Origin of the sequence: Nostoc sp. KVJ20 (assembly GCF_001712795.1) — a bacterium.
Classification (GTDB): Bacteria; Cyanobacteriota; Cyanobacteriia; order Cyanobacteriales; family Nostocaceae; genus Nostoc.
On sequence record NZ_KV757646.1, the window covers coordinates 1 to 19247 of the forward strand.

General features: G+C 42.6%; 21 protein-coding genes. 15 read left to right on the top strand and 6 right to left on the bottom strand.

Annotated features, from left to right (window positions below):
- Positions 1–105: 105 nt before the first annotated feature.
- A complete protein-coding gene (mobC, locus tag A4S05_RS22050) occupies positions 106–510 on the bottom strand; it encodes a plasmid mobilization protein (protein ID WP_069071967.1) in 405 nt (134 codons plus the stop codon).
- 671 nt (positions 511–1181) lie between these two features.
- Between mobC and A4S05_RS22055 the strand changes: the two genes are divergently transcribed.
- The 5 genes from A4S05_RS22055 to A4S05_RS22070 all read left to right on the top strand — a co-directional run bounded on the left by A4S05_RS22055 (position 1182) and on the right by A4S05_RS22070 (position 3587).
- Positions 1182–1646, top strand: a complete 465-nt coding sequence (locus A4S05_RS22055) for a hypothetical protein (RefSeq protein WP_069071937.1) — start codon at positions 1182–1184, stop codon at positions 1644–1646.
- Between the two features lie 13 nt (positions 1647–1659).
- Positions 1660–2169 carry a hypothetical protein gene (locus A4S05_RS22060; RefSeq protein WP_069071938.1) on the top strand — a complete coding sequence of 170 codons (510 nt, stop codon included), beginning with the start codon at positions 1660–1662 and terminating at the stop codon, positions 2167–2169.
- 190 nt (positions 2170–2359) lie between these two features.
- Complete coding sequence (locus tag A4S05_RS22065; protein WP_069071939.1) at positions 2360–2827, top strand: hypothetical protein; 468 nt, start codon at positions 2360–2362, stop codon at positions 2825–2827.
- 213 nt (positions 2828–3040) lie between these two features.
- Positions 3041–3337: an HNH endonuclease gene (locus tag A4S05_RS39225; RefSeq protein WP_084227207.1), complete on the top strand. Its 297-nt coding sequence runs from the start codon at positions 3041–3043 to the stop codon at positions 3335–3337.
- A 7-nt stretch (positions 3338–3344) separates the two neighbouring features.
- Entirely contained in the window at positions 3345–3587 is a 243-nt protein-coding gene (locus A4S05_RS22070) for a hypothetical protein (protein WP_069071940.1), read from the top strand.
- 311 nt (positions 3588–3898) lie between these two features.
- On the opposite strand, the gene A4S05_RS22075 is transcribed toward A4S05_RS22070, so the two are convergent.
- The 4 genes from A4S05_RS22075 to A4S05_RS22095 form a co-directional block, all read right to left on the bottom strand.
- On the bottom strand, positions 3899–4411 hold the full coding sequence (locus A4S05_RS22075) for an SMI1/KNR4 family protein (RefSeq protein ID WP_069071941.1): 513 nt from the start codon (positions 4409–4411) through the stop codon (positions 3899–3901).
- Between the two features lie 246 nt (positions 4412–4657).
- Positions 4658–8185, bottom strand: a complete 3528-nt coding sequence (locus tag A4S05_RS22080; RefSeq protein WP_069071942.1) for a PriCT-2 domain-containing protein — start codon at positions 8183–8185, stop codon at positions 4658–4660.
- Between the two features lie 472 nt (positions 8186–8657).
- Positions 8658–10343: a helix-turn-helix domain-containing protein gene (locus A4S05_RS22090; RefSeq protein WP_084227208.1), complete on the bottom strand. Its 1686-nt coding sequence runs from the start codon at positions 10341–10343 to the stop codon at positions 8658–8660.
- A 194-nt stretch (positions 10344–10537) separates the two neighbouring features.
- Complete coding sequence (locus tag A4S05_RS22095) at positions 10538–10732, bottom strand: ribbon-helix-helix domain-containing protein (RefSeq protein WP_199349608.1); 195 nt, start codon at positions 10730–10732, stop codon at positions 10538–10540.
- 258 nt (positions 10733–10990) lie between these two features.
- Here A4S05_RS22095 and A4S05_RS22100 point away from each other — a divergent pair, with 258 nt between their 5' ends.
- From A4S05_RS22100 to A4S05_RS22140, 10 genes are all read left to right on the top strand, one after another.
- A complete protein-coding gene (locus A4S05_RS22100; protein WP_069071944.1) occupies positions 10991–11257 on the top strand; it encodes a hypothetical protein in 267 nt (88 codons plus the stop codon).
- Positions 11258–11307: 50 nt separating this feature from the next.
- Positions 11308–11823, top strand: a complete 516-nt coding sequence (locus A4S05_RS22105) for a hypothetical protein (RefSeq protein WP_069071945.1) — start codon at positions 11308–11310, stop codon at positions 11821–11823.
- A gap of 587 nt (positions 11824–12410) precedes the next feature.
- Entirely contained in the window at positions 12411–12920 is a 510-nt protein-coding gene (locus A4S05_RS22110) for a hypothetical protein (protein WP_069071946.1), read from the top strand.
- A gap of 12 nt (positions 12921–12932) precedes the next feature.
- Positions 12933–13601 (top strand): hypothetical protein, encoded by a 669-nt coding sequence (locus A4S05_RS22115; RefSeq protein ID WP_069071947.1) that lies wholly within the window; start codon positions 12933–12935, stop codon positions 13599–13601.
- 46 nt (positions 13602–13647) lie between these two features.
- On the top strand, positions 13648–13923 hold the full coding sequence (locus A4S05_RS40500) for a hypothetical protein (protein ID WP_141699781.1): 276 nt from the start codon (positions 13648–13650) through the stop codon (positions 13921–13923).
- Positions 13862–14503, top strand: coding sequence for a hypothetical protein (locus A4S05_RS22120; RefSeq protein ID WP_069071948.1), 642 nt, complete (start codon positions 13862–13864; stop codon positions 14501–14503). The genes A4S05_RS40500 and A4S05_RS22120 overlap by 62 nt, the downstream gene beginning before the upstream one ends.
- A gap of 64 nt (positions 14504–14567) precedes the next feature.
- The gene (locus A4S05_RS22125) at positions 14568–15137 is read left to right on the top strand and encodes a hypothetical protein (RefSeq protein ID WP_069071949.1); all 570 of its coding nucleotides are present in this window, start codon (positions 14568–14570) and stop codon (positions 15135–15137) included.
- A complete protein-coding gene (locus A4S05_RS22130; RefSeq protein ID WP_069071950.1) occupies positions 15134–16585 on the top strand; it encodes a hypothetical protein in 1452 nt (483 codons plus the stop codon). Before A4S05_RS22125 ends, A4S05_RS22130 begins: the two co-directional genes overlap by 4 nt.
- A gap of 208 nt (positions 16586–16793) precedes the next feature.
- Positions 16794–17654: a HaeIII family restriction endonuclease gene (locus tag A4S05_RS22135; RefSeq protein ID WP_069071951.1), complete on the top strand. Its 861-nt coding sequence runs from the start codon at positions 16794–16796 to the stop codon at positions 17652–17654.
- Positions 17647–18489: a DNA adenine methylase gene (locus A4S05_RS22140; RefSeq protein WP_069071952.1), complete on the top strand. Its 843-nt coding sequence runs from the start codon at positions 17647–17649 to the stop codon at positions 18487–18489. Before A4S05_RS22135 ends, A4S05_RS22140 begins: the two co-directional genes overlap by 8 nt.
- A gap of 176 nt (positions 18490–18665) precedes the next feature.
- On the opposite strand, the gene A4S05_RS22145 is transcribed toward A4S05_RS22140, so the two are convergent.
- A complete protein-coding gene (locus tag A4S05_RS22145; protein ID WP_069071953.1) occupies positions 18666–19016 on the bottom strand; it encodes a hypothetical protein in 351 nt (116 codons plus the stop codon).
- Positions 19017–19247: the final 231 nt, after the last annotated feature.

Sequence of the window (19247 nt, forward strand, 5' to 3'; positions counted from 1 at the left end):
CTTAACTTGACGCCAATGGCATTTCTCCCGCTCATGTTGCCGCCAATTAGTTTAGCATCTTCACGGGATTCCAAATAATCCAACAGCTTGCGAAAACCTCTGCCTTTAGTCTGCTTCCCAATCATCGTCTGACTCTTCCTCTTCCGAATCTTCGTCTTCTATGTCATCCGAGGCAATGTCTCGCCTACACTGATGCAACAGTTCTAAAAGTTCTCTTAGTAGTTTTGGATCAGCAGGTAAAGTTCGCCCAATTTTTAGGGCTATGTTAGTTGCCTTGACAAGCTGATTTAGGTTGTTCCCGATTTGTCCTAATTCCCAATATGTTTGCAAGCTAATTTTACTCAACCGTTTAGGCAACGGACGCATCAACGCATTGCGCCTCATCAGTTCACTCGCTGACATTCCCGCATCAAGTGATTTTATTCGCAGCAAATCCAGTTCAATATCACTTAACCTAACTGGAAAAATATGCTTTCTGACTAGAGCTTTTGACTGCTTGCGGTTAGCCATAAGTCGAGAAGATTGAGGGACATTGCGAGGGGGGTTTTTCAAGGGGGGCTTCCCCACTTGAACCAGTCTGCCGTTCGAGCGCAGCGAGACAAAGCGTAAGCTTTGAGGCATGGCTGGCTTCTAGCCCATTTTCGGGGTATATGAGGTATCCCTGGCTACGTATGTACGGAGGGCAGAGCAGGGGGCTGAAGGCAGGAGTATAAAGGCGTAGCCGTGCTGCTGATCATCCTACAACTTACAGGGGAGGATAGCAACGGCGTAGCCAGGAATTTGAGATAATCAAGCAGGAGGTAAATTCTGGTTTGGCGTAGCCACAGCACAAGAGATAAAAACAGCGTAGCTGCTATATGAAAATTCTCTGATTCAGCGAAGCTGCCACACAATATAATAGTCCGGCGTAGCCGTAATACTAAAAAATTATTCAGCGTAGCTGTTTTAAGTAAAATTATCTGATTCAGCGTAGCTGTAATAGCCAGATTGTTTAGCATTAGCTTGAATAAGACTACCAGCGAAGCTACAACACTAAAAAATAGTTTGGCGTAGCCGTAGTACAAAAAGGTAAATCGGCGTAGCCTCAATAGCCGATTTTTGTAGGATTTTGAAAACTTTCTTGGTACAAATTATTTCAAATAGCCGATAATTATCAGTTAATCAGAATTCACGAGATAACCATGAGTGAACATCAGAATTCAGAAGTGATTACGAAGGGCAAGATTGATAAGGCTATCAATCTACTTAAGGAGCAGAAACCGAAAGAGCGAGAGGACATCTCAGACAGAGACGCAGTTCGGAAAATGAGACGGTACATTGAAAAACTGACCTCTGATAAGTATGGCTACAGTTATGATGAAGTGTCAGAGATGCTGAAAGGGCTGGGCATCAATTTGAGTGGTGGCCGGATTAGGTATTTATTAGGCGAGTTGAAGAAAAGCAGCCGTCGCCAGAAAAAGACATCTTCAAGCGATGATAATAATCCGTCATCAAATCTGGCTACTTCAACTCAGTTAGCAGTTGTAAATACTGCATCAGATAAAGCTAGTAGTGAGCCGGATAAATCAACAGTTAATAGTGCAAAGGGCAAGAGACAAAGTAAAGAGCCAGTAGCACAGCAGCAACAGCCTGAATCAAACCTGTAATTAGAAAAATCCTATGAATATAGAATTATTAATTGGAACATGGCTGTTAACTGGAAGCATTTCTCTAAACGCCCAAATTAAATTTATCGGTGATGAACCAGATCCGAATGGTGTCGAAAATTGGTTGAATGGTAACAGCAATAATTTAATTGCTCAGGTAGAAGCAACCGAAGGACTTACTCTAACTATCTCGTCAGATGGTAAATTCTTTGAAGAAAGAACAGGCGAACCAAAAGTTTATTGGTATGACAGAGAAGGGGTATTGGAGTCTGAAGTTATACCGTTTAACGGTCATCTAAGTTTCTATGACTCTAAAGCCTTCTTATTGCTTGATGATCTGGTATCGTGGGCTGTACCTAGCGATGAAGTTAATAAAAAAAAGCTCAGATACGATGATGGTGACACGAAAATAGCTGATAGCATTGAAGTTCAAGGCGAACAGCTTATACGAACCATCTCAGTAGTAACGGATGAACTTTACTTAGATAGAGTGATTATCGTATACAAAAAAGCAAATAAGTGAAGGTATGCGCTAGCCACTTTTCATCGTCATCTAAGTCAGCCAAATTTTTATTACTACCGCTATTAAGACTATCTACATAGCAGGAGTAATATTTTTTCTTTCCGTAGCCCAGGCAGCAACAACATAGAAACAATGGCATCCTAGTTTTAGTCTTTAATCAGGTCAAGTTAGCCACATAATAGGAATCAATATGGGAGAAGCTCAAAGGCGTAAAAAGTTAGACCCCAATTGGGGTAAATCGGGAGGATTTAAAAAGTCAGACCCCAATTTGGGTAAATCCGAAGAATTTAAAAAGTCAGATCCCAATTGGGGTAAATCCGAAACATTTTATCATCCCAACAAACCTAAAATCACCTACTTGACTGAATCACATCCCGATTATCAAACCGCCTCTGACATTAAAAATGCTCACTATGCTGGCAAAACTCGTGTTTACCTTGTTCGCTTAGATTATGACGATGGTGAGTATTTTATCGGCGCAGTCAACACATTCTTAGTCGGTACTGAAATTACAGTCAACGCCATCTGGACTCCCTACCCCAACAGCCAACGCACAGGTCTAGAAATTCTAGACAGTATCCGTCGAGATATTGGTTTAAAAGCTAGAGACGAAATGTTTCAGTCCGATGCTGTTCTGATCGACTTTGAATCTGAATAAATTTTTTAGCAGTTGGGTACTGGTGATGATTCTGATTCAGCAATCAACATCGGGAAGTATGTACGGGCTAACCACTTTTCATCCTCGTCTAAGTCAGCCAAATTTTTATTACTACCGCTATTAAGACTATCTAATAGCAGAAGTAATATTTTTTCAAACGTAGCCCAGCCCTCGAAGCATTACAATTCTCAAAGCTTTAGTTTAATTAGACTGATGACGTTCACCTATTCTCTATACCCAGATAATTGGTCAGAAATTGCCACGGAAGTTAAGCAACAAGCCCAGTGGCATTGTCAAAAATGTGGATTACAGTGCATTCCCCCTGGTGAAAAAACATCACATATAACACGCTCAAAACGCAGCGTGTACACCCTACAGGTTCATCATTGGGACAGAAACCCAGCAAATAACCACAGAGGCAACCTTATAGCTCTTTGTAGTGCTTGTCACCTTTTATACCATAGAGGAGGTAAATCAAATGTTTCACCGGGGCAGCTATCTTTGTGGTAAATAAGTCATGGATGATGATACTCAAGAACTAATCGCAATTCAGCAAGAACTTTCAGGAATCAGCGATCGCCTGAGAAAGATTTTTCCGTCAACTCATCCCCAATTTGACAACGTGTTTGAAGACGTGGGTGCAGCTGGATATTACATTCAAGAAGCTGGTTATCGTCTAGAATCAGTTCTTATGACTGTTCAAGGTGATAGCGTAGGTTCTACGAGTGATGCAGAGATTTCAGAAACTGAAATTGAGTAAACTTCAGTGGGCAGACAACTCAGTACAATCATCAGTAAGTCAGCCCTAACTTGAGGGCTACAGAAGTGTAGAACTCGCCGCATCGCCCTAGTACTAAAAACTTGGGCAACTTCTGCCATTGACTCTAACAGGTGATCTGGTGATGACTCCGATTCAGCAATCAACATCGGGAAGTATGTACGCGCTAACCACTTTTCATCGTCGTCTAAGTCAGCAAAATTTTTATTACTACCGCTATTAAGACTATCTAATAGCAAGAGTAATAATTTTTTCGCATTGCTGCCAGCCTCCCCAACGCTGGGTAAATCGGCTCAATCCCCGGTTAAACCTGTGATAAACGTTTCAAAGTTCTTGACAATGGTTGTTACCTTATAGTCGTTCTCTTGATCAACGTGAGCTACTTCCGGTTCGCCATTTTTGCCGCACTTGCGATAGTCCAGCATAATCAAATCGTGTCCGCCTGAAGGCGTGTCACAGATATAAACCCCAAAATCGGGATAGCCCCACTCGTTAATCCAAAAATGGTTGCCATTATTTCCGCACAGAGCAAAAGCTGAACTGTCAACACCAATCCCAAAAATTCCTTCTATTGCGATTCTATCTCCCCAAATAGTTTCCTCAGTTGTCGCAAAGAAAGTTTTATTGGGTATGCCTCCGTTTCTCGTCTTCATTAGTTCAATATAGGACTGGGGTAGTTTGAAGCCAAGCTCTTTTTCAACTACTTCAATTAAATCGTAGGTAACTGGTGCGGATTGATATTTTTTGGCGTATTCGTTATCTGACCAGAAATTATTGAGGTCGCAGTCGATAAAGTATTTGTTCATATTTCAAGAAACAATTGATGTACGGACAACAAACTTATCGTTTAATTACCAGTTGGATGGATATTGCTTTATTTGAGTTAATCCTAGAGTAGTTAAAAAACCTCGTTCCAAGTTTTCATCTAGAAAACCAACCCACTCAGAGGCATACTGAACGGGACGCTCACTCAATGATTAAGTACACAATCATCATTATGAGCATCTTTTACTACTGAGCTTGTCAGTAGTAATGATTTCCGATAAATTTTATCAGGTCACTGTCGGGTTAGTTACGGCTTGCATTGGGGCAAAGTCTGAGTAAACCTCAGTAGGCAGACAACGCAAGATAATCATCAGTAAGTCAGCCAAAACTATCGGCGTGCAGAAGTTAAAAACTCGCCGCAGTGCAGTATTAGTAAAGATTGTGGCAACTTCAGCGACGTGTTCTAAGGCATCTTCTGGTGATGATTCTGATTCAGCAATCAACATCGGGAAGTATGTACGCGCTAGCCACTTTTCATCCTCGTCTAAGTCAGCCAAATTTTTATTACTACCGCTATTAAGACTATCTAATAGCAAGAGTAATAATTTTTTAAAGTGCTGCCAGCCCCCCCAGCGTTGGGTAAATCGGCTCACCCATCCTTGGGTAGTGTCTATGATTTTGGCTATAGCCTTTTGTCCAATTTTCTGGTGTGACTGCCAAAGCTGGGTAAACGCTTTGACGATGGCGTGTCCCGTCTGCTGATCTCGGCTACCCGCTTCGGTGCATAGAGAGCAGGCATCAACAACCTCTAATTTCACTCCTGGTAATTCACGATCGAGGAAACTAAGGTCATAGTCAGCGCAGAAGTAGAATGTTAGCTCCACATTGGGGCGACGATGAGCGCGTAATCGCCCAATCTCTTGGATGATTTCTGCACGGATCAGGTCTGTGAGATACTTTTGGAAAGCGCTGTTTTTATCTTCCAGGTTGACTGGTTCACCAGTCATCACCTGATATTGTGCGGCTAAAACACCGATGTTTTGGTAGGGAATGCCGAAACTTGCGATCGCATCACACTCACTAAACCTGTTAACACCACGCCCATCGACAAAGTGACCGTATTCTGTGCGGCCCTCGGCTTGGGTTGCAATTTGTTTCCAATCGATAATGCCAAGGTTGGGGCAGAGTTTTTTCAAGGTTTCTTTGAGGGCATTAACACGAGCGCTAAGTGGAAGAGAGCGATTTTTGGGCAGTTTACCCAGCCCAGTAACGTTGACCACTTTTAAATTGTCGTAGTCTGGGCGTTGTTGCTCGATGACTAACACAGGATCATTGATGCCCAGTTTCAATTTCAATTGCTGGGATTTGAAAGTGGCATCAAGATAAATATTAAATTGGGCAGAGTGGGCCAATTCAGTATGCTTGGGGTTTCGGCGGTGAATGCTGAGTACACCCCATTGAGACTGAAAACTACCATCACCCTTCCAAGCTTCCAGGAAGTCAGGCAACCAGTAATTAGGCAAGTCAAGAAACTCCCTCCCGGCTGTTCGTGCGCTGTCTTTAACTACCTTTTTGGCAGCATAACGAGCCGCAGAGCTTTTTTTGAGTTGTTTATCTTGGGTAATATCAATTGAGTCCAAGTCTTCTAAAAAAGTTAAATCAGGTTCTACAGTTTGCTGAATCGCTTCGATATCTAAGCCATTTGGGAAAGGGGGCAGCAGCGCACGGATGCTGGCATCATCAAACCCGTAGCGGTCAGTGGGCTTAAGTTGCTGAGTTAACAGTTGGTGTAAAACTTTTAGTGCAGGTTGCAGCTGTGATAGAAGATTTGGTTCTAACAGTAGCAGCTTGCCCACAGTGGTTTCAAAATCGCCAAGGTTCACATCAACATTACGCACGGGTTTGATGAGTGTGCCTGCTTCTTCCCATAACCGCCCAACAGTGAAAGTTTGGTCAGCAGCATTAGTTAAGGTAACTGGTGTAGAGTCTGGGTGCGCTCTGAGTTCGGAATAATTTTGAATTGCTGTGCGCTTTTGAAAGCGGAAGCCAAAACCGTTACCACTGGAGAAACGGCACTGATTTTTAAGGGAACAACCGCCACAGATGGGACTGATGCCGCTCTCTTCAAAATCAAGGCTGCTAAAATTCTTGTTGCGGAAGGCGTTAAATAAGTAAGTCCTGTGACAATTGCCGTCAGTGTCGGCAGTCTCACCCGCTTTAGTCCACAGTTTAAAGTCCTCACCTGTAGGAGTTTTGCGGGTGGGATCTAGTTTAAAGCCGTTGTGCCGCACTGGTAAGTCAACAAAATTCGTCTCAATGGGTAGTGTAGATGGGTTTCTGTGGTTGGCATCCTGGTAAATTAGTTTATCAACGCCGAATAGCCCCGCCGTCAATTGCCCCGCGTTGTAAGACTTACCTAGTCCGGGATGGGAATTATCTAAAATTTGCGTCCAGCCTTTAGAAACAGCTTCTACCCATGCGGTGATATGTTCTTCTGGCTGGCAGGAGATAGAGATATTGCCTGTAACTTCAGTTATGTACGGGATATTGCCGGGCTTGTAAATAATTACATTGGGCGAAGGCGTGTCAATTTCGGGTAAGGGCTTGGGTGTTGGTGGGGCTTTGAATCCTTTAAATATCGAACTAAATGGAGCGATGGCTTGCTTTAATAAATTTTGGAAGCTGCTCAAGTCCTCTCTGACTCGCCCAAGTTCCCACTGTTCACGGCTAATTACTCCTTTGGGCTGGTATGGTTCATACTGCCGTTGCGGGAACCGAAAGCCATACTGTTTGGCAATGTGAAACAGTGTACCGATTGAGATTCCCCCGCGCCGAAAACTGCGAATCTTGGCGTGGATGTTCCAAGTTGAGCCTTTGATACTAGGCGACCACTGCTCGGCTATGATTTCCGCATCTGTTGCCCCATAATGATTAACCAGCGCCATCAACACCTGACGGCATTCGTCGTAGTTACCGCTTCCTGGGGTGCGCGGTGGGATGAATGAAAGCGCGTTCTGGATTAGCTGGTCAATATCCCAGCCTTCAGTGAGGGAAATCTCACGCCACTCTTTACGCCGTGACTCAATTTCTTGAATTCGTAGCTGATACTCAATACGCTCAATTTGCGCGATCGCAATCGCTTCCTGAATCCATTCTGCTGGTAAAGTGGCTTCAGGGTTGACCAGGGGGAATTCTGCCTCTGTGCTGCCGTAGAAAACACGACTTGCATCTTTACAAGCTGGGTCATGGGGCAACTGCTGCATCAGCTTACGGGTACAAGCTTCTACAGTATCAGCACCTTCAACATATTGCGGTAAAGGGAAAATCAACCGGAATTTATGCCAGTCTGGTTTATGACTGGCAGTGGTGTACATTAAAGCGCAGTGCTTTTGAATGAAGGAATGGGCTAGAGCTTCCTCAATGGTTAGTTGCGGATCGTAAACTTTGATAGAATTTCCGTTTTCGTCCTTGATTGGTTTGCCGTCCTCATCACGGGCGACATCGGAATTATCAATGTCAAGGAGCAACCATTGAGAACCGATGACATTAGCCTTACTGCGCCATTTCCCACCCAATAAGCCAGCACAGATAGCGTGACCTGCTTTTATGTGTTGCTGGACATCGGCTAGAGTGCCTTCTACATCTTGAAAGTTACCGGCAAGTTTCTTAAAGTCCCAGTCTTTATTTCTGCCTGTTGCATTAAACGCAAACTTGATTTTATTACTAGGTATGACTGGGGGTAAAAACGCGCTATCGTAAATAGATTTTTTCCCTGATAGCGCCGTTCTTCTGCTCTCGACTACGGGGTTTGTCATTTATTAGTCACTCCTTCTAGGAAACCGCCGCTTATCAGCCATTACCCCCTCTGTTGGTACACGCCAGGGTGCTTATTGTGGGATTTTGGTTTGAGGGCAGCTTAAGGTTTTCAGTAGCCAAAAAAGTTTTTGACATTTTTGGACATCAAGAAATAATGCCAGATTGGGCAAAACCACTAGGCAAAACTGATCTAATTAATCTAATTAATCAGGGCTGTTTTAAGAGGCTACAACCCTTATGCAGCAAGGATTTCAAAAATGGATTGTCCGGGGATTCTAGAGTTTTTGTCCGGGGATTCTAGAGTTTTTGTCCGGGGATTCTAGAGCCTTTGTTTTAAGAGCCAAAGCCTTACAGGGCAAAGCTTTAAAGCCAATTTTTTGAATTATTTTTTTTAAAACAAGACTGCAACAGAAAACCAGCCAACCACAGCCGATCATCAACTCGTAGTTGGGAAATCTAAAGTAATAATACTTAGTCTTGGATATCTAGAAGCGTTTGGATCTGGGTGGCTAGCTGTGGATTGAAGGTGCGCTCACCCCGTTCAATCAGGGAAATAAGGTTTTGAGATACGCCGATAAAACCAGCCAGTTTCGCTTGCGACCAGCCTTTAGCAATACGTGCTTTTTTAACTTGACTGCTAGTCAAGCTGATGTGTTGTTCCTGTGTGGGCTTGGCTTTTGGCTGTAACTGTTCTACTTTGGGTTTAACTTTCAATTGCGATCGTTCAACCGTGAGTTTGGACTTGGATGCTATAAGTTCCGGGATAGGGGTTGGGGGTTTGATGGTGAGTTTTGCATCCAACAGCTTATCAAGGTAGCCTTTAGGTTTCTTATCCTTGGAGTCTGGTCTTAGCTCTTCGGGGTAAGTTTCGGGGTCAAATGCAATCTGCCAGCCCAGTTTTAGTAGTAGCTTTATGGCACTATCCCAGTGCTGTTTTAAGTCATAGGCTCGGCGGCGATCTAATCGAGCTTTATCTATAATCGGTTTGACAAATGCAATTTCTAATAGCTCCTGTACTTTGTAATTTCCATCAAGGCGAATTCGACTATCTAATGTTAGATATATAGCCAGCCTTAGCGCGAGTTCATCATGGTAGGGATCAATTTTCAAAACTTGTTGGGCTAAGTAGCCAAACTGATATAAAGCGTCCCTTGATTTTGCTCCTGCTCTGTTCAAAAAATGTTGAGTCCAAGCACCGGGTTGAATAATTAACTGAACTTCATTAGGCTCTTCTATTTTCCCTTGTAAATTTATCTGACCATAGGGCACAACTGTAATGTTCCACATTCGACCTACAGGGGTACTAGCATTTATTCCACCTTTTTTATTCCTACCTTCTATCCATACTGCTTTAACTAACAAACAATCTAATGCAAACGCAGTTTTGGCTATTTCTGAGAGTTTTTTATGTTTGGGTAAATCAGTTCGCTGATCCCAACCCATATCTTTTATCAAGTCGCTGGCATTGAGAATAAATAAGCTTTCCCACGGTCTTTCCTGTTTCATTGCATAGGCAGCAAAGATTAAGTGCAGTTTGGCGCTGTTAAACCCAAATTTATCAATGATTTGCAGTGCTTCATCCCAAGGGAGCATGGAAATATCACCGGGGTTGGCAATATAATGCTCAATGAAGTTTTGAGAATCGCCTTTAGCTCTATGTTGTAAGTAGGCTATCCCATCTTCATTTTGCTTCCACAATTCTTTTTTGATTTGAGAGTCAATACTGGAAAACATAAGTGCTGCTGTTGGAATAGCTTCAAAGTCTTGGGACTTAAATAATTTTGATTGTCTAACTGTGATTGAAGTATTTGGAATGGAATTAGCTGGAGTTTCAAAATAACTTTCGTTTTCCTGAATACTATTTTGACTTTTCTCTGTTTGAGATTTTGGAACCGGAGGATATAATTCATCTTCGGCATTTTCAAAAGAATTGTTTTCTATTTGTCTCAGATTGATGGAAGTTGTTACAGGAACTTCTTTGAGAGACTGTAACAAATGACTGCGTAAAGCTTTTAGAAATTGTTCCTGGTTAGGAAATAGAGTTGAATCAATTTCTATGATTAATTTACTGAGGTCAATGTTTTCCTGACCTTCTTGATTAATCAAGTTGAGATTTACTATTAATGGAAGTTGCGGGTTTAAATCATTTGCTGCCATAAGAAAACTCTCATCGAATAGAATTTATCTTCTAGGACTGCATGAGCAACAGCAGGCGGATTTCATCGATTGGTGCATCAGTTAGTCGTCATCTAACACCAGCAAGGAAAAGTTTTCTCTGCCAATTATGTATGTCAGCTATTTCAAGGCGATCGCTTTATTAATGGCAGGGATGGCAGAATTACTGTTTGTATTCATTTGTCCTTCTTGTCGTTGCTGGATGATGACGGAATCCTCCCTTGTGTCTCAGCTTCTTCTATAGCTTTTTCAACTAGGTACGCTACAAGGTTGGCAACGGGACGGCCTTGGTCATCAGCCCATCGCTCTAATGCGTCAAAAACCTTATCAGGTAAAGTTACGTGAACTCTTTTACTCACTGCATCTAACATATACATTTGCCTTCTATCGTACTTTTTTAGGACTGATTTCTAGCTAATTAGTGCAAGTTTTCTTATCAAATACAAAAATCTGCTCTAATTTGTAGCTAATATGTGATATTGTAATAGACAAGACGCAAAAAGTCTGCAAATTTTTTAGAAGACCAAAAAAAACCCAATTGCGTCCAATCTTGTTTTTTGGCATGGGCATCTGATTGCAACCATGCTCACAGTTATGTCTGCAAATGTCTTACTTAAGGACTCAAAAATATGGCTCAAGCGCGAGTTGTGATTAGGGGTGCGGCGCTGGAAAAGGGCGAACATCTTTTGAAAACTACCAAATTAGCAAGTTTAACAGAGCTAATTAATGTGATGTTTTCCAGGTACGGCAGGCATTTAGAAGCTACTTGGGAAGTTTTACCAGCCTTTGATATAGATGAACGCGATTCTTTGGCAAAATCAGTGCCCACAGTAGTTACGCAAATATCTTTACCAGCAGAAGATTTCACTTTTGATGAACCAATTAGCAGATTGTAAGCTACCCAACACCGATAGAAGCAATCAACGAAATACGTCTTGAGAGAACAATGCTTAATCAAAATCAATTACGAAGGTTAGAAGCAATAGATCGCTGGCTCAGAGAAATCCGAGATTCGGAAGAATTCAGACAACTAGAATACTCTCCAGATGTGATGCTAGGAGATGCAATTCAAGCAGTAGGCGAACTACTTGACGAACACGATTATTGTGATTCCAAGCCCTTGAATTTTACTGATGAGCAGTGGCATTCATATCTAGAACAGAAGCCAGTAATGCACATTCGCCGTGTAATTCCTTGGCGTGAAAAGATTAACTCATTCATACTTAATGGAGCGTCATCAGTAGCAATTGTGAGCTTGGTAACTACTAGTTTTATGGTAGTTGGTTCTATCTTTTGTCACGGGTTTGACCGGATTGAAGAAAGCAGAGGGGAGGAATATCAACCCACATGGATTTACAACGCCAAGATTTTTGAAGGAAGCGCGATCGCATCTATCGCCGTCTTCCTGGGTGCAAGCTTGACGGGTACGTGTGTTGCAGGAGAAAAGAATGATGATCGATAAACAGCTTGTAGGATGCGTCACGCTGTTGAGCCAGAACAAGACTTACTGGATCGATGGAACGCTGTACAGATATTTAACAAGCAGTGACAGTATCAACCACACACAATATTATTTCCGTCCTTTACCGCGTCAGTCTAAGAGTGCTGACTTAAAGCTCAATCGGGACAAGGTGCTAAGACGCTGCTACGAAGTGCCGAGCTTATATAAACAGCACACAGCAGAGATAAATCACAACTCAATACAGTTGAGTTTGTTCTAACCATTGGTAACAGATACTACCGCGCGTCGCGGACAAAGGCTTTGGTACAAGCGCGTCAACTAGTCCAAAAGGGGCGTATTCGCGGGGGTAAACGAGAAAGTGTCAGTAAGTCTTAAAAGCTGACAAACCTTGTTATTACGTGGTTATAGCCTCGGAAAAGTAAGTTCTTCATGATTTGTCAGATTTATTTTCCAAGGTTATTGATAGTCGTCAGCTAACTGCTCATATCAAATAACTGGATTCAACTAATTACATACATCAAATACCTTGGACTTATCTGGAATGGCAGTTAATTTTATACACACTTAAATATTAACCAGGAGAAAATGTGGCGACGAAAGAGTATATAGCTAAGTATCGCCAGTTGAAACAGATTTACGAGCGCGAGTTAAACAAACAGATTGCTGATATTACTTGGTATCGAGTTGTAGCAACCTTAAAGCAACACTTCAGTTTTGAAGTACAGGCAGTTGATGCTCAAAAGATAGTTGAAGGTTTCGCTGGACTAAAACGGCGCTACGGCAGTTTTACGGGTCGTGGTGAGGGGTTTACGGAACGCTGGCAAGCATTTAGACATTTCTATGAGTTAGATGCTCACTACTCAGGCAGACAGTTTTTAGAAATTCTTGCAGACTATCTCAAAATCAATCTTATAGACGTACCGCGCAGCACTCGTTACTACTGGTTTGAAAAAGCCGGACTATCTTTTAAAGCTGAAAATACTTACCACTGCAAGGATTTAGCCCTTGTTGCGTTTGTTGCTGCTAAATGGGCAATCAACAGACGAGCGCAGCCCATGAAATCTGCAACCATCGAAGTTTTAGCACTAGTCAAATAAGGAGTAATCATCATGTCTGACAAATTTACTAACAATGTCCGCGCTCGTTTGTACAAACAGGGTTATCAAGGATTCACTAAAGACGATTATACTTTGGCTGCGCTTGCTGTCGAGTGCGATGACCTTAACAATCCAACCAAAGAGCAATTGAGTCAAGCCGTTGATTATCTCAAAGTCAAATCGACAAGCCAATTATCTGTAGTTGATGAACCCGTTGAAGAAACGTTTCTAGTAGGGCTAGAAGATGCACAACCTGACGCTGAACTTGATAACAGTCAGCTTACGGTCGCTTCCCAAGAGATTAACAGCATCACTGTAACTAGTGAAGATAAGCGTCAAATTGTAACAGCCCAATCATCGGCGCTGGGGTTTGAGTTAACGGAACAAGAAACATTGAGCATTGCTGAAAACGTTGACGACACTTTTACTGACTACAGCCAATTCATCAGTACTGTAACGGCTGCAATCAAGAACTACGTTGATCAGAAATTTGATGTTATTGAGCAATCATTTGAGACTAACGCCCAAGACTTGCGAGAACACGTCAGCAACAGAGCTTCTAGATTGAACCAAAAGGTTAACAACTTCTCAGGAGACATCAAAGCGGATATGGGAGTCATCCGCCAAAACATTAAAAGCACCCAATTCTCAATCCTCGCAAGGCTCAACGCGGCTCAATAGCGATAACTTGACGCTGCTTGAGTGCTTGGGTATTCGGTGGGTGAGAATGAGCTACTTCTCAAGAATTGCTGTTAGTTTGGGTGCGCTCGGTGCTGTGATTTTACCCTTGTATAGCTGCTTGTATCTGCCAATGCTAGAGCAATCAAGCTATCAGCAATATCTCAAACGAAAGTCAGCTATTGAGCAATATGTAAGACGAATGGAGTATCACTGCAACCAAATCTTTACCCCATCAAAGGAATATCGCTGTGAAAAGTTCAATGAAGCTAAAGAATCTGGTAACTTCCAAATCACGCCACCTAGAGCGCCAATTAAAAACTAAATTTAACGCATCTACTAACTTAGTAGTTAGAGCGCTAACAGGTGATAAATCAGCCCTGAAGCTGATAGGACAAATGGGTAATGACGGGGCGAAGATTAGCGAATTCGCCCCACAGGTTAGAGAGCAGATGTTAGCTGCTATCAAAGGGACTGAGGACTTAAATATAGTCCTAAGCGACATCTACAAACAAGCTGGTGTTAGCGGCGAAAAAATTGAAAGAGCAGTGCAGTCAGCGATTTTAGCTGATACTCATCTAGCTAACATCCTAGAAGAGATGAAGCTTGATTTCACTTCATCCAAGGAGAAAGAAGCCCTACGCCATCAACAAGCAACAGACCATCTATTGCTCAAGGCGTGGGTAGATAAACACATGATGCAAGTTGACGGTGAATATAAGATGTTGCAGGCGGAATTGCAGACAGATATTAGACAACAAACAATTGACCTACAACATGATAGAGAACTGGGCAAGTATTACTTAGAAATGGGTGATAACGCTCGTGATGATTTCAAGCCTAAAAAGCAATATGCTGGGCGCTCGATTGTACAAAAAATCAAGGATGCCCTAATAGGTTTTTGATAACTAAACCCGTCAGTAACTTTAGCCGAGCGCTGACGGGTTCGAGAAATAATCTGATACAGATATGACATACGACATTGAGGACGAACAAGAGTCAGTAGTAAGCGAAATCGCCCCAGATACGCCGTTACCAAAAGACTTGATAGAACACCTGGAATCGCGCAAGCAGCACCGCAAAGACGTTATCAATACAACTGAAAAATTGACGAGATTCTTTGTCGGTTGGTCGCTAAATTCTACGGGATTCTTTATAGCTAAATATCTCTTAATAACTGGCGGTGGCGTTAATCTCTGGTTGGCAATTTCACTCTCGTTTTCTATATGCAGCGTTGGCTCTCTCGCGGGGCTAACGGGCTTGAGAGTTAATTACAACAGTGACGGACTAGAGGTAGATAATATGCAAAATGTTTTAAAAACTGCTGGGGGCTTGGTGTTTGCAGGTATCACAACTTGGTTAGCAGTCAAAGACCATCAATATTTTGAGAATTTGACTAAAGAAACAGTCACGCAGATTAGCCAAGATATTCAAACTATTGAAAAACAGAATCCGCAATCAGACCCTTGGGTAAGTATTGCAGTCGCGTTGGCTTTATTTATTGGTTCTATTGCAATTATTTTTAAGGGGCGGGGATGAAACAAGGTGTTTTCGAGTTAGCCCTGGCTGGTGTGTGTGGTGTAGCTGCAATCATCGGGCTGGCAACATCGCAAACACGCCAGCCCTACGATTTGACACAGATTCAGTTCTGCCCAAGATCAGCAAACGGCGTACACAGCCAAATAGCTTTGGATAAGCGTTTTTGCAACCAGCCGCGTTTTGTCCTGACTGAAGAATGGCAGCGCTACGGACTGTATGGCAGCATCATTCCCTACAAGGGCGATGCTATTCAATGGGTGCGTGATTTGCCCACAGACAACCCTAATCAGTTGTTAGGATATGGGATTGCAGTTATTGGGCTATGGGGTGTCGTGGGTTGCTTGCTCGTGCGTTCGCAACGCCTCAAGCGCACGGATTATGAACTGGGCGAACTCGAAAAGACTGGCGACTATGCAACTTGGCAGCAAAACAAGCACAAACGTGAAGTTAAGCAACATTCGACCCAGCTTTATACTGAACGGTTGAAAGATGGGCTGTCAGGACTGGACACAGAAGAACGCAAAACGCTAGGACTGACAGATGAGGAAAACGAACGCGCCAAGGCTCGGATTCAGCTAGAGGATTTTATGAAAGCCCGTGCTGTTAATCATTCTGTGATGGATAAAACTATTGCGGAGAATTTGCGAGACAGGGCGAAAGCTGACCAGGAACGCGGCAAGATTGAGGGTAAAACCAAGAGCGCGATCGCAGACAGTGACAATCAGCAATCAGTTGATCAACAACGAGCAAACCAACTGATAGAAGCGCTCAAAGCTCATGAGGATGGCTGGTTGTGGAAGATTATCGACAATCAAAAGCCCGTTTGGGTGCTAGGAGAAGCCGGAAGCGGTAAATCAACTCTAGCAGCTTCGATTGTCATGCTTAGAGAAAATCTGTTTGATATGCCCTTGTATCAGCTGATAGACGCACACGCAGGAGAAAATTTAAGAAACGCATGGAAATATTTAAGCCCTCAGTTGATAGCGCAAACAGAAGAAGAGATTGGACTTGCTTTTGATGATGCCCGTGAGCGCTGGTTAGATAGAATCAATAATCAACCATCCAAGCAACCGCAACAGTTACTAGTTGATGAATTCACTAACTATTCTGAGTCAGACATCACCAAGGAACCTGCTAAAAAGTTTGTTAAAGCATCTCTTAGTGACCCTAGAAAAGCTGAGGAAAGATTAGTTTGTATTGCCCATTTCTTCACTAATACCGCCGTTGGTGGCAGTGATGGAACTGCTAAAGGTAGAGCTAGAGGCACTATTCAAATTGACCGCAAAACAGCAGACGGTAAGACACCTTTAAAGGTGGCAACGATTAACGGTTTAAATAATTCAGAGGGTGATGCAGAAGTAGATAAAAAGGTGACAATACCTGGTTGGTTGACTCCCGAAAGCATTCACAAGCATTTTAACGGTCAGCCAATTGATTTTGATGCGTAAATTTATGCGCTTGCTGAGGAGCATACCTGCAAACATGAGGGCGTTCTGCAACCATAAACAGGCTGTATCACGCAGAAGCCCAGCAGGGAAAGTAATAAAACTTACATAATTTCTGCGTCTGCTTTTGCATAATTTTACGATGCTTTCAAATCACATTACTTTGACAGATCATCGGTTACTCTGTGGAAAAACATAATGTTCCACAAATATGACACACCTTTCAAATGTGCATGGTCGTGTATTAGAGTACCTGATAACGGAAGTAATAATTACAACTCATCCAGGGGTCAGCCTAACAGTTAGAGCTAACAATGCTCAACTTAGAGATGTCAGCAAGTTAACAAAATTAAAATCATTACTCCTAAATGAATTGAGACTAGCGGCTAATGCGCTGCTGCTACTGTGGTTGAATCCTCAATTTCAGTTGTCCGAGCAACCATCAATCATGATAGATCGATTACCAGATCAGAATAATAAAAATGTTACTGACATTTGTTTAATTTTACCTGCACAGTCAGTTAATCTGTCACTCAAACATAACCATGCCGCACTCAGATCTCAACGTCCTGGGACAACTCCAGTTCACTGCGGTTACTCTAAAAATAGCGCACAGATACAGCAGTTTAAACAAGAATACCTAGCAATTACACAGCAGTTCAGGCAACATGTTGGGCAGGCGACGCTCTTTAGACAACTACCGCCTGGTTTGAAGGAACAGCATTTATATACTCCAGTCTGTAATTTGGTTAGCCAATTTATCAATAATCATGCTGACGCTTGTAGCACCAACTTATTTGAATACCTTGTTGGTGATGTAAATTACTACAAAATTATTGTTAATACTCACACGCAAACCCTGAGTATTCAACATTTTGCTGCAATCCAGATGCCTACTAACGTTATCGCAACGGTCAGCAAACAGTATGTTTTTTTGAGTTTTGACAACGGATGGGAAATTTCTATGCGCTTACATAACGCATCAGGGCAACTGAAAAAATCTCCTGGTTTAAAATTTGATACTACAGCACTAAAAAATCCGCTTACTGCTACGATAATTCCTTATGTTTAAAAGTCCATTACGCTATCCTGGCGGTAAGCAAAAGGCAATTCCTCAGATTGCACGCTATCTACCTCCTACATTTAAGGAATTCCGTGAACCTTTCGTTGGTGGAGGTTCTGTATTTTTTCATGTTTTACAGAAGTACCCCAGTATGCCTTGCTGGGTCAATGATTTCAACCAAGAACTCTACTACTTCTGGCATCAAGTCAAAACCAATCAAAGAGAGCTAGTTGAGGAGGTCTGGAAAGTAAAACGCTCTTACACAGATGGACGCGCCTTGTTTAAATCTCTCGCCGTCGCAGATACGAGTACCATGAGTCCACTAGAGCGGGGTGTGCGGTTTTTTGTTCTTAACCGGATCAGCTTTTCGGGAACCATTGAGAGTGGCGGTTATAGTAGTGCTTCCTTCAAAGGTCGGTTTACAGACTCTTCGATTGAGCGACTAGCGGCTTTGAATGGTTGCTTTGTTAATACCCGTGTGAGTAACTTCGACTACAGCACCCTACTTACCGAACCGGGAGAAGATGTATTTATCTTTCTAGATCCACCTTATCTCAGCAAGACTAAATCTAAGCTTTATGGTAAGAAAGGTGATTTGCATACCTGTTTTGACCATTCTCGCTTTGCCAAACTGATGTCGGAGTGTTCACACAAATGGTTGATCACTTACGATAACTGTGAACAAGTGCGGCATCACTTTTCTTTTGCCTACATTTATGAATGGGAGTTGCAATACGGGATGAACAACTACAAACAGCAGAAGGCGGGCAAAGGCAAGGAACTGTTCATCACCAACTATCCTGTTGAATCATACAATTTGCCTACAATCATGGAAGTTGTGTAAGAAGTTTAGAACTAGTGGTGATTTAAGTTAGTGGGGGTTTTGGCTCGACAATTTCTTAATAAACGCATCAATTGCTTTACCCCCTGCCGACTACCGCCCCATCTCAGGAAAGCTGAGGGTGCGATCGCGAATTGTCTCATATTAGCAACCGTGCCGCAGTAGTGAAATAAAAGCTATCACTGACTACCGCCTAAACGTCCCCCTGCACGTACACTTGCTGCTCTGTTGCCACAGCGACGACCAGCAGAGTCCAACTGCTCAGGATAATCGCAATTACCTGAACTGGTGCTTGAGTGCTTAGAGCTATGACTGCTGGATTTGGAAGGAGAACTACTTTTGTGGTGACTGCTACTGTTATGGGTACTACTCTTTGTTGAACTATGGGTTTTGGCAAGTAAATAAGTTTGAGGGAAAGAAACAGTTGCTACCTTGTGTTCTCCAACTAACAATCCAGCAGCAGCAGTTGGGGTCATAATCAAGTTGAAATAAGCAACAAATGCTACTACAAGTACAATAATTTTACGCAAGCGTTTTTACCTAATAAACAGCCTTGTGTACAATTTAATTTCTTATAATTGGAGATTCCTCGGTAAAAACCCGTAACTTATTCTGGCTTGTCCAGCAAGTCAGCAGCCGTACCTCTGTTTAGTTGACTGACGCTAGGGCAAGCGGGACTACTGACTACTTTTTGCCCCAAGTTTCTGCTCGTTCTCCAGTACCGGGAAGTATCGCCGAGCGTTCAGGGGTTTCTTCCACCC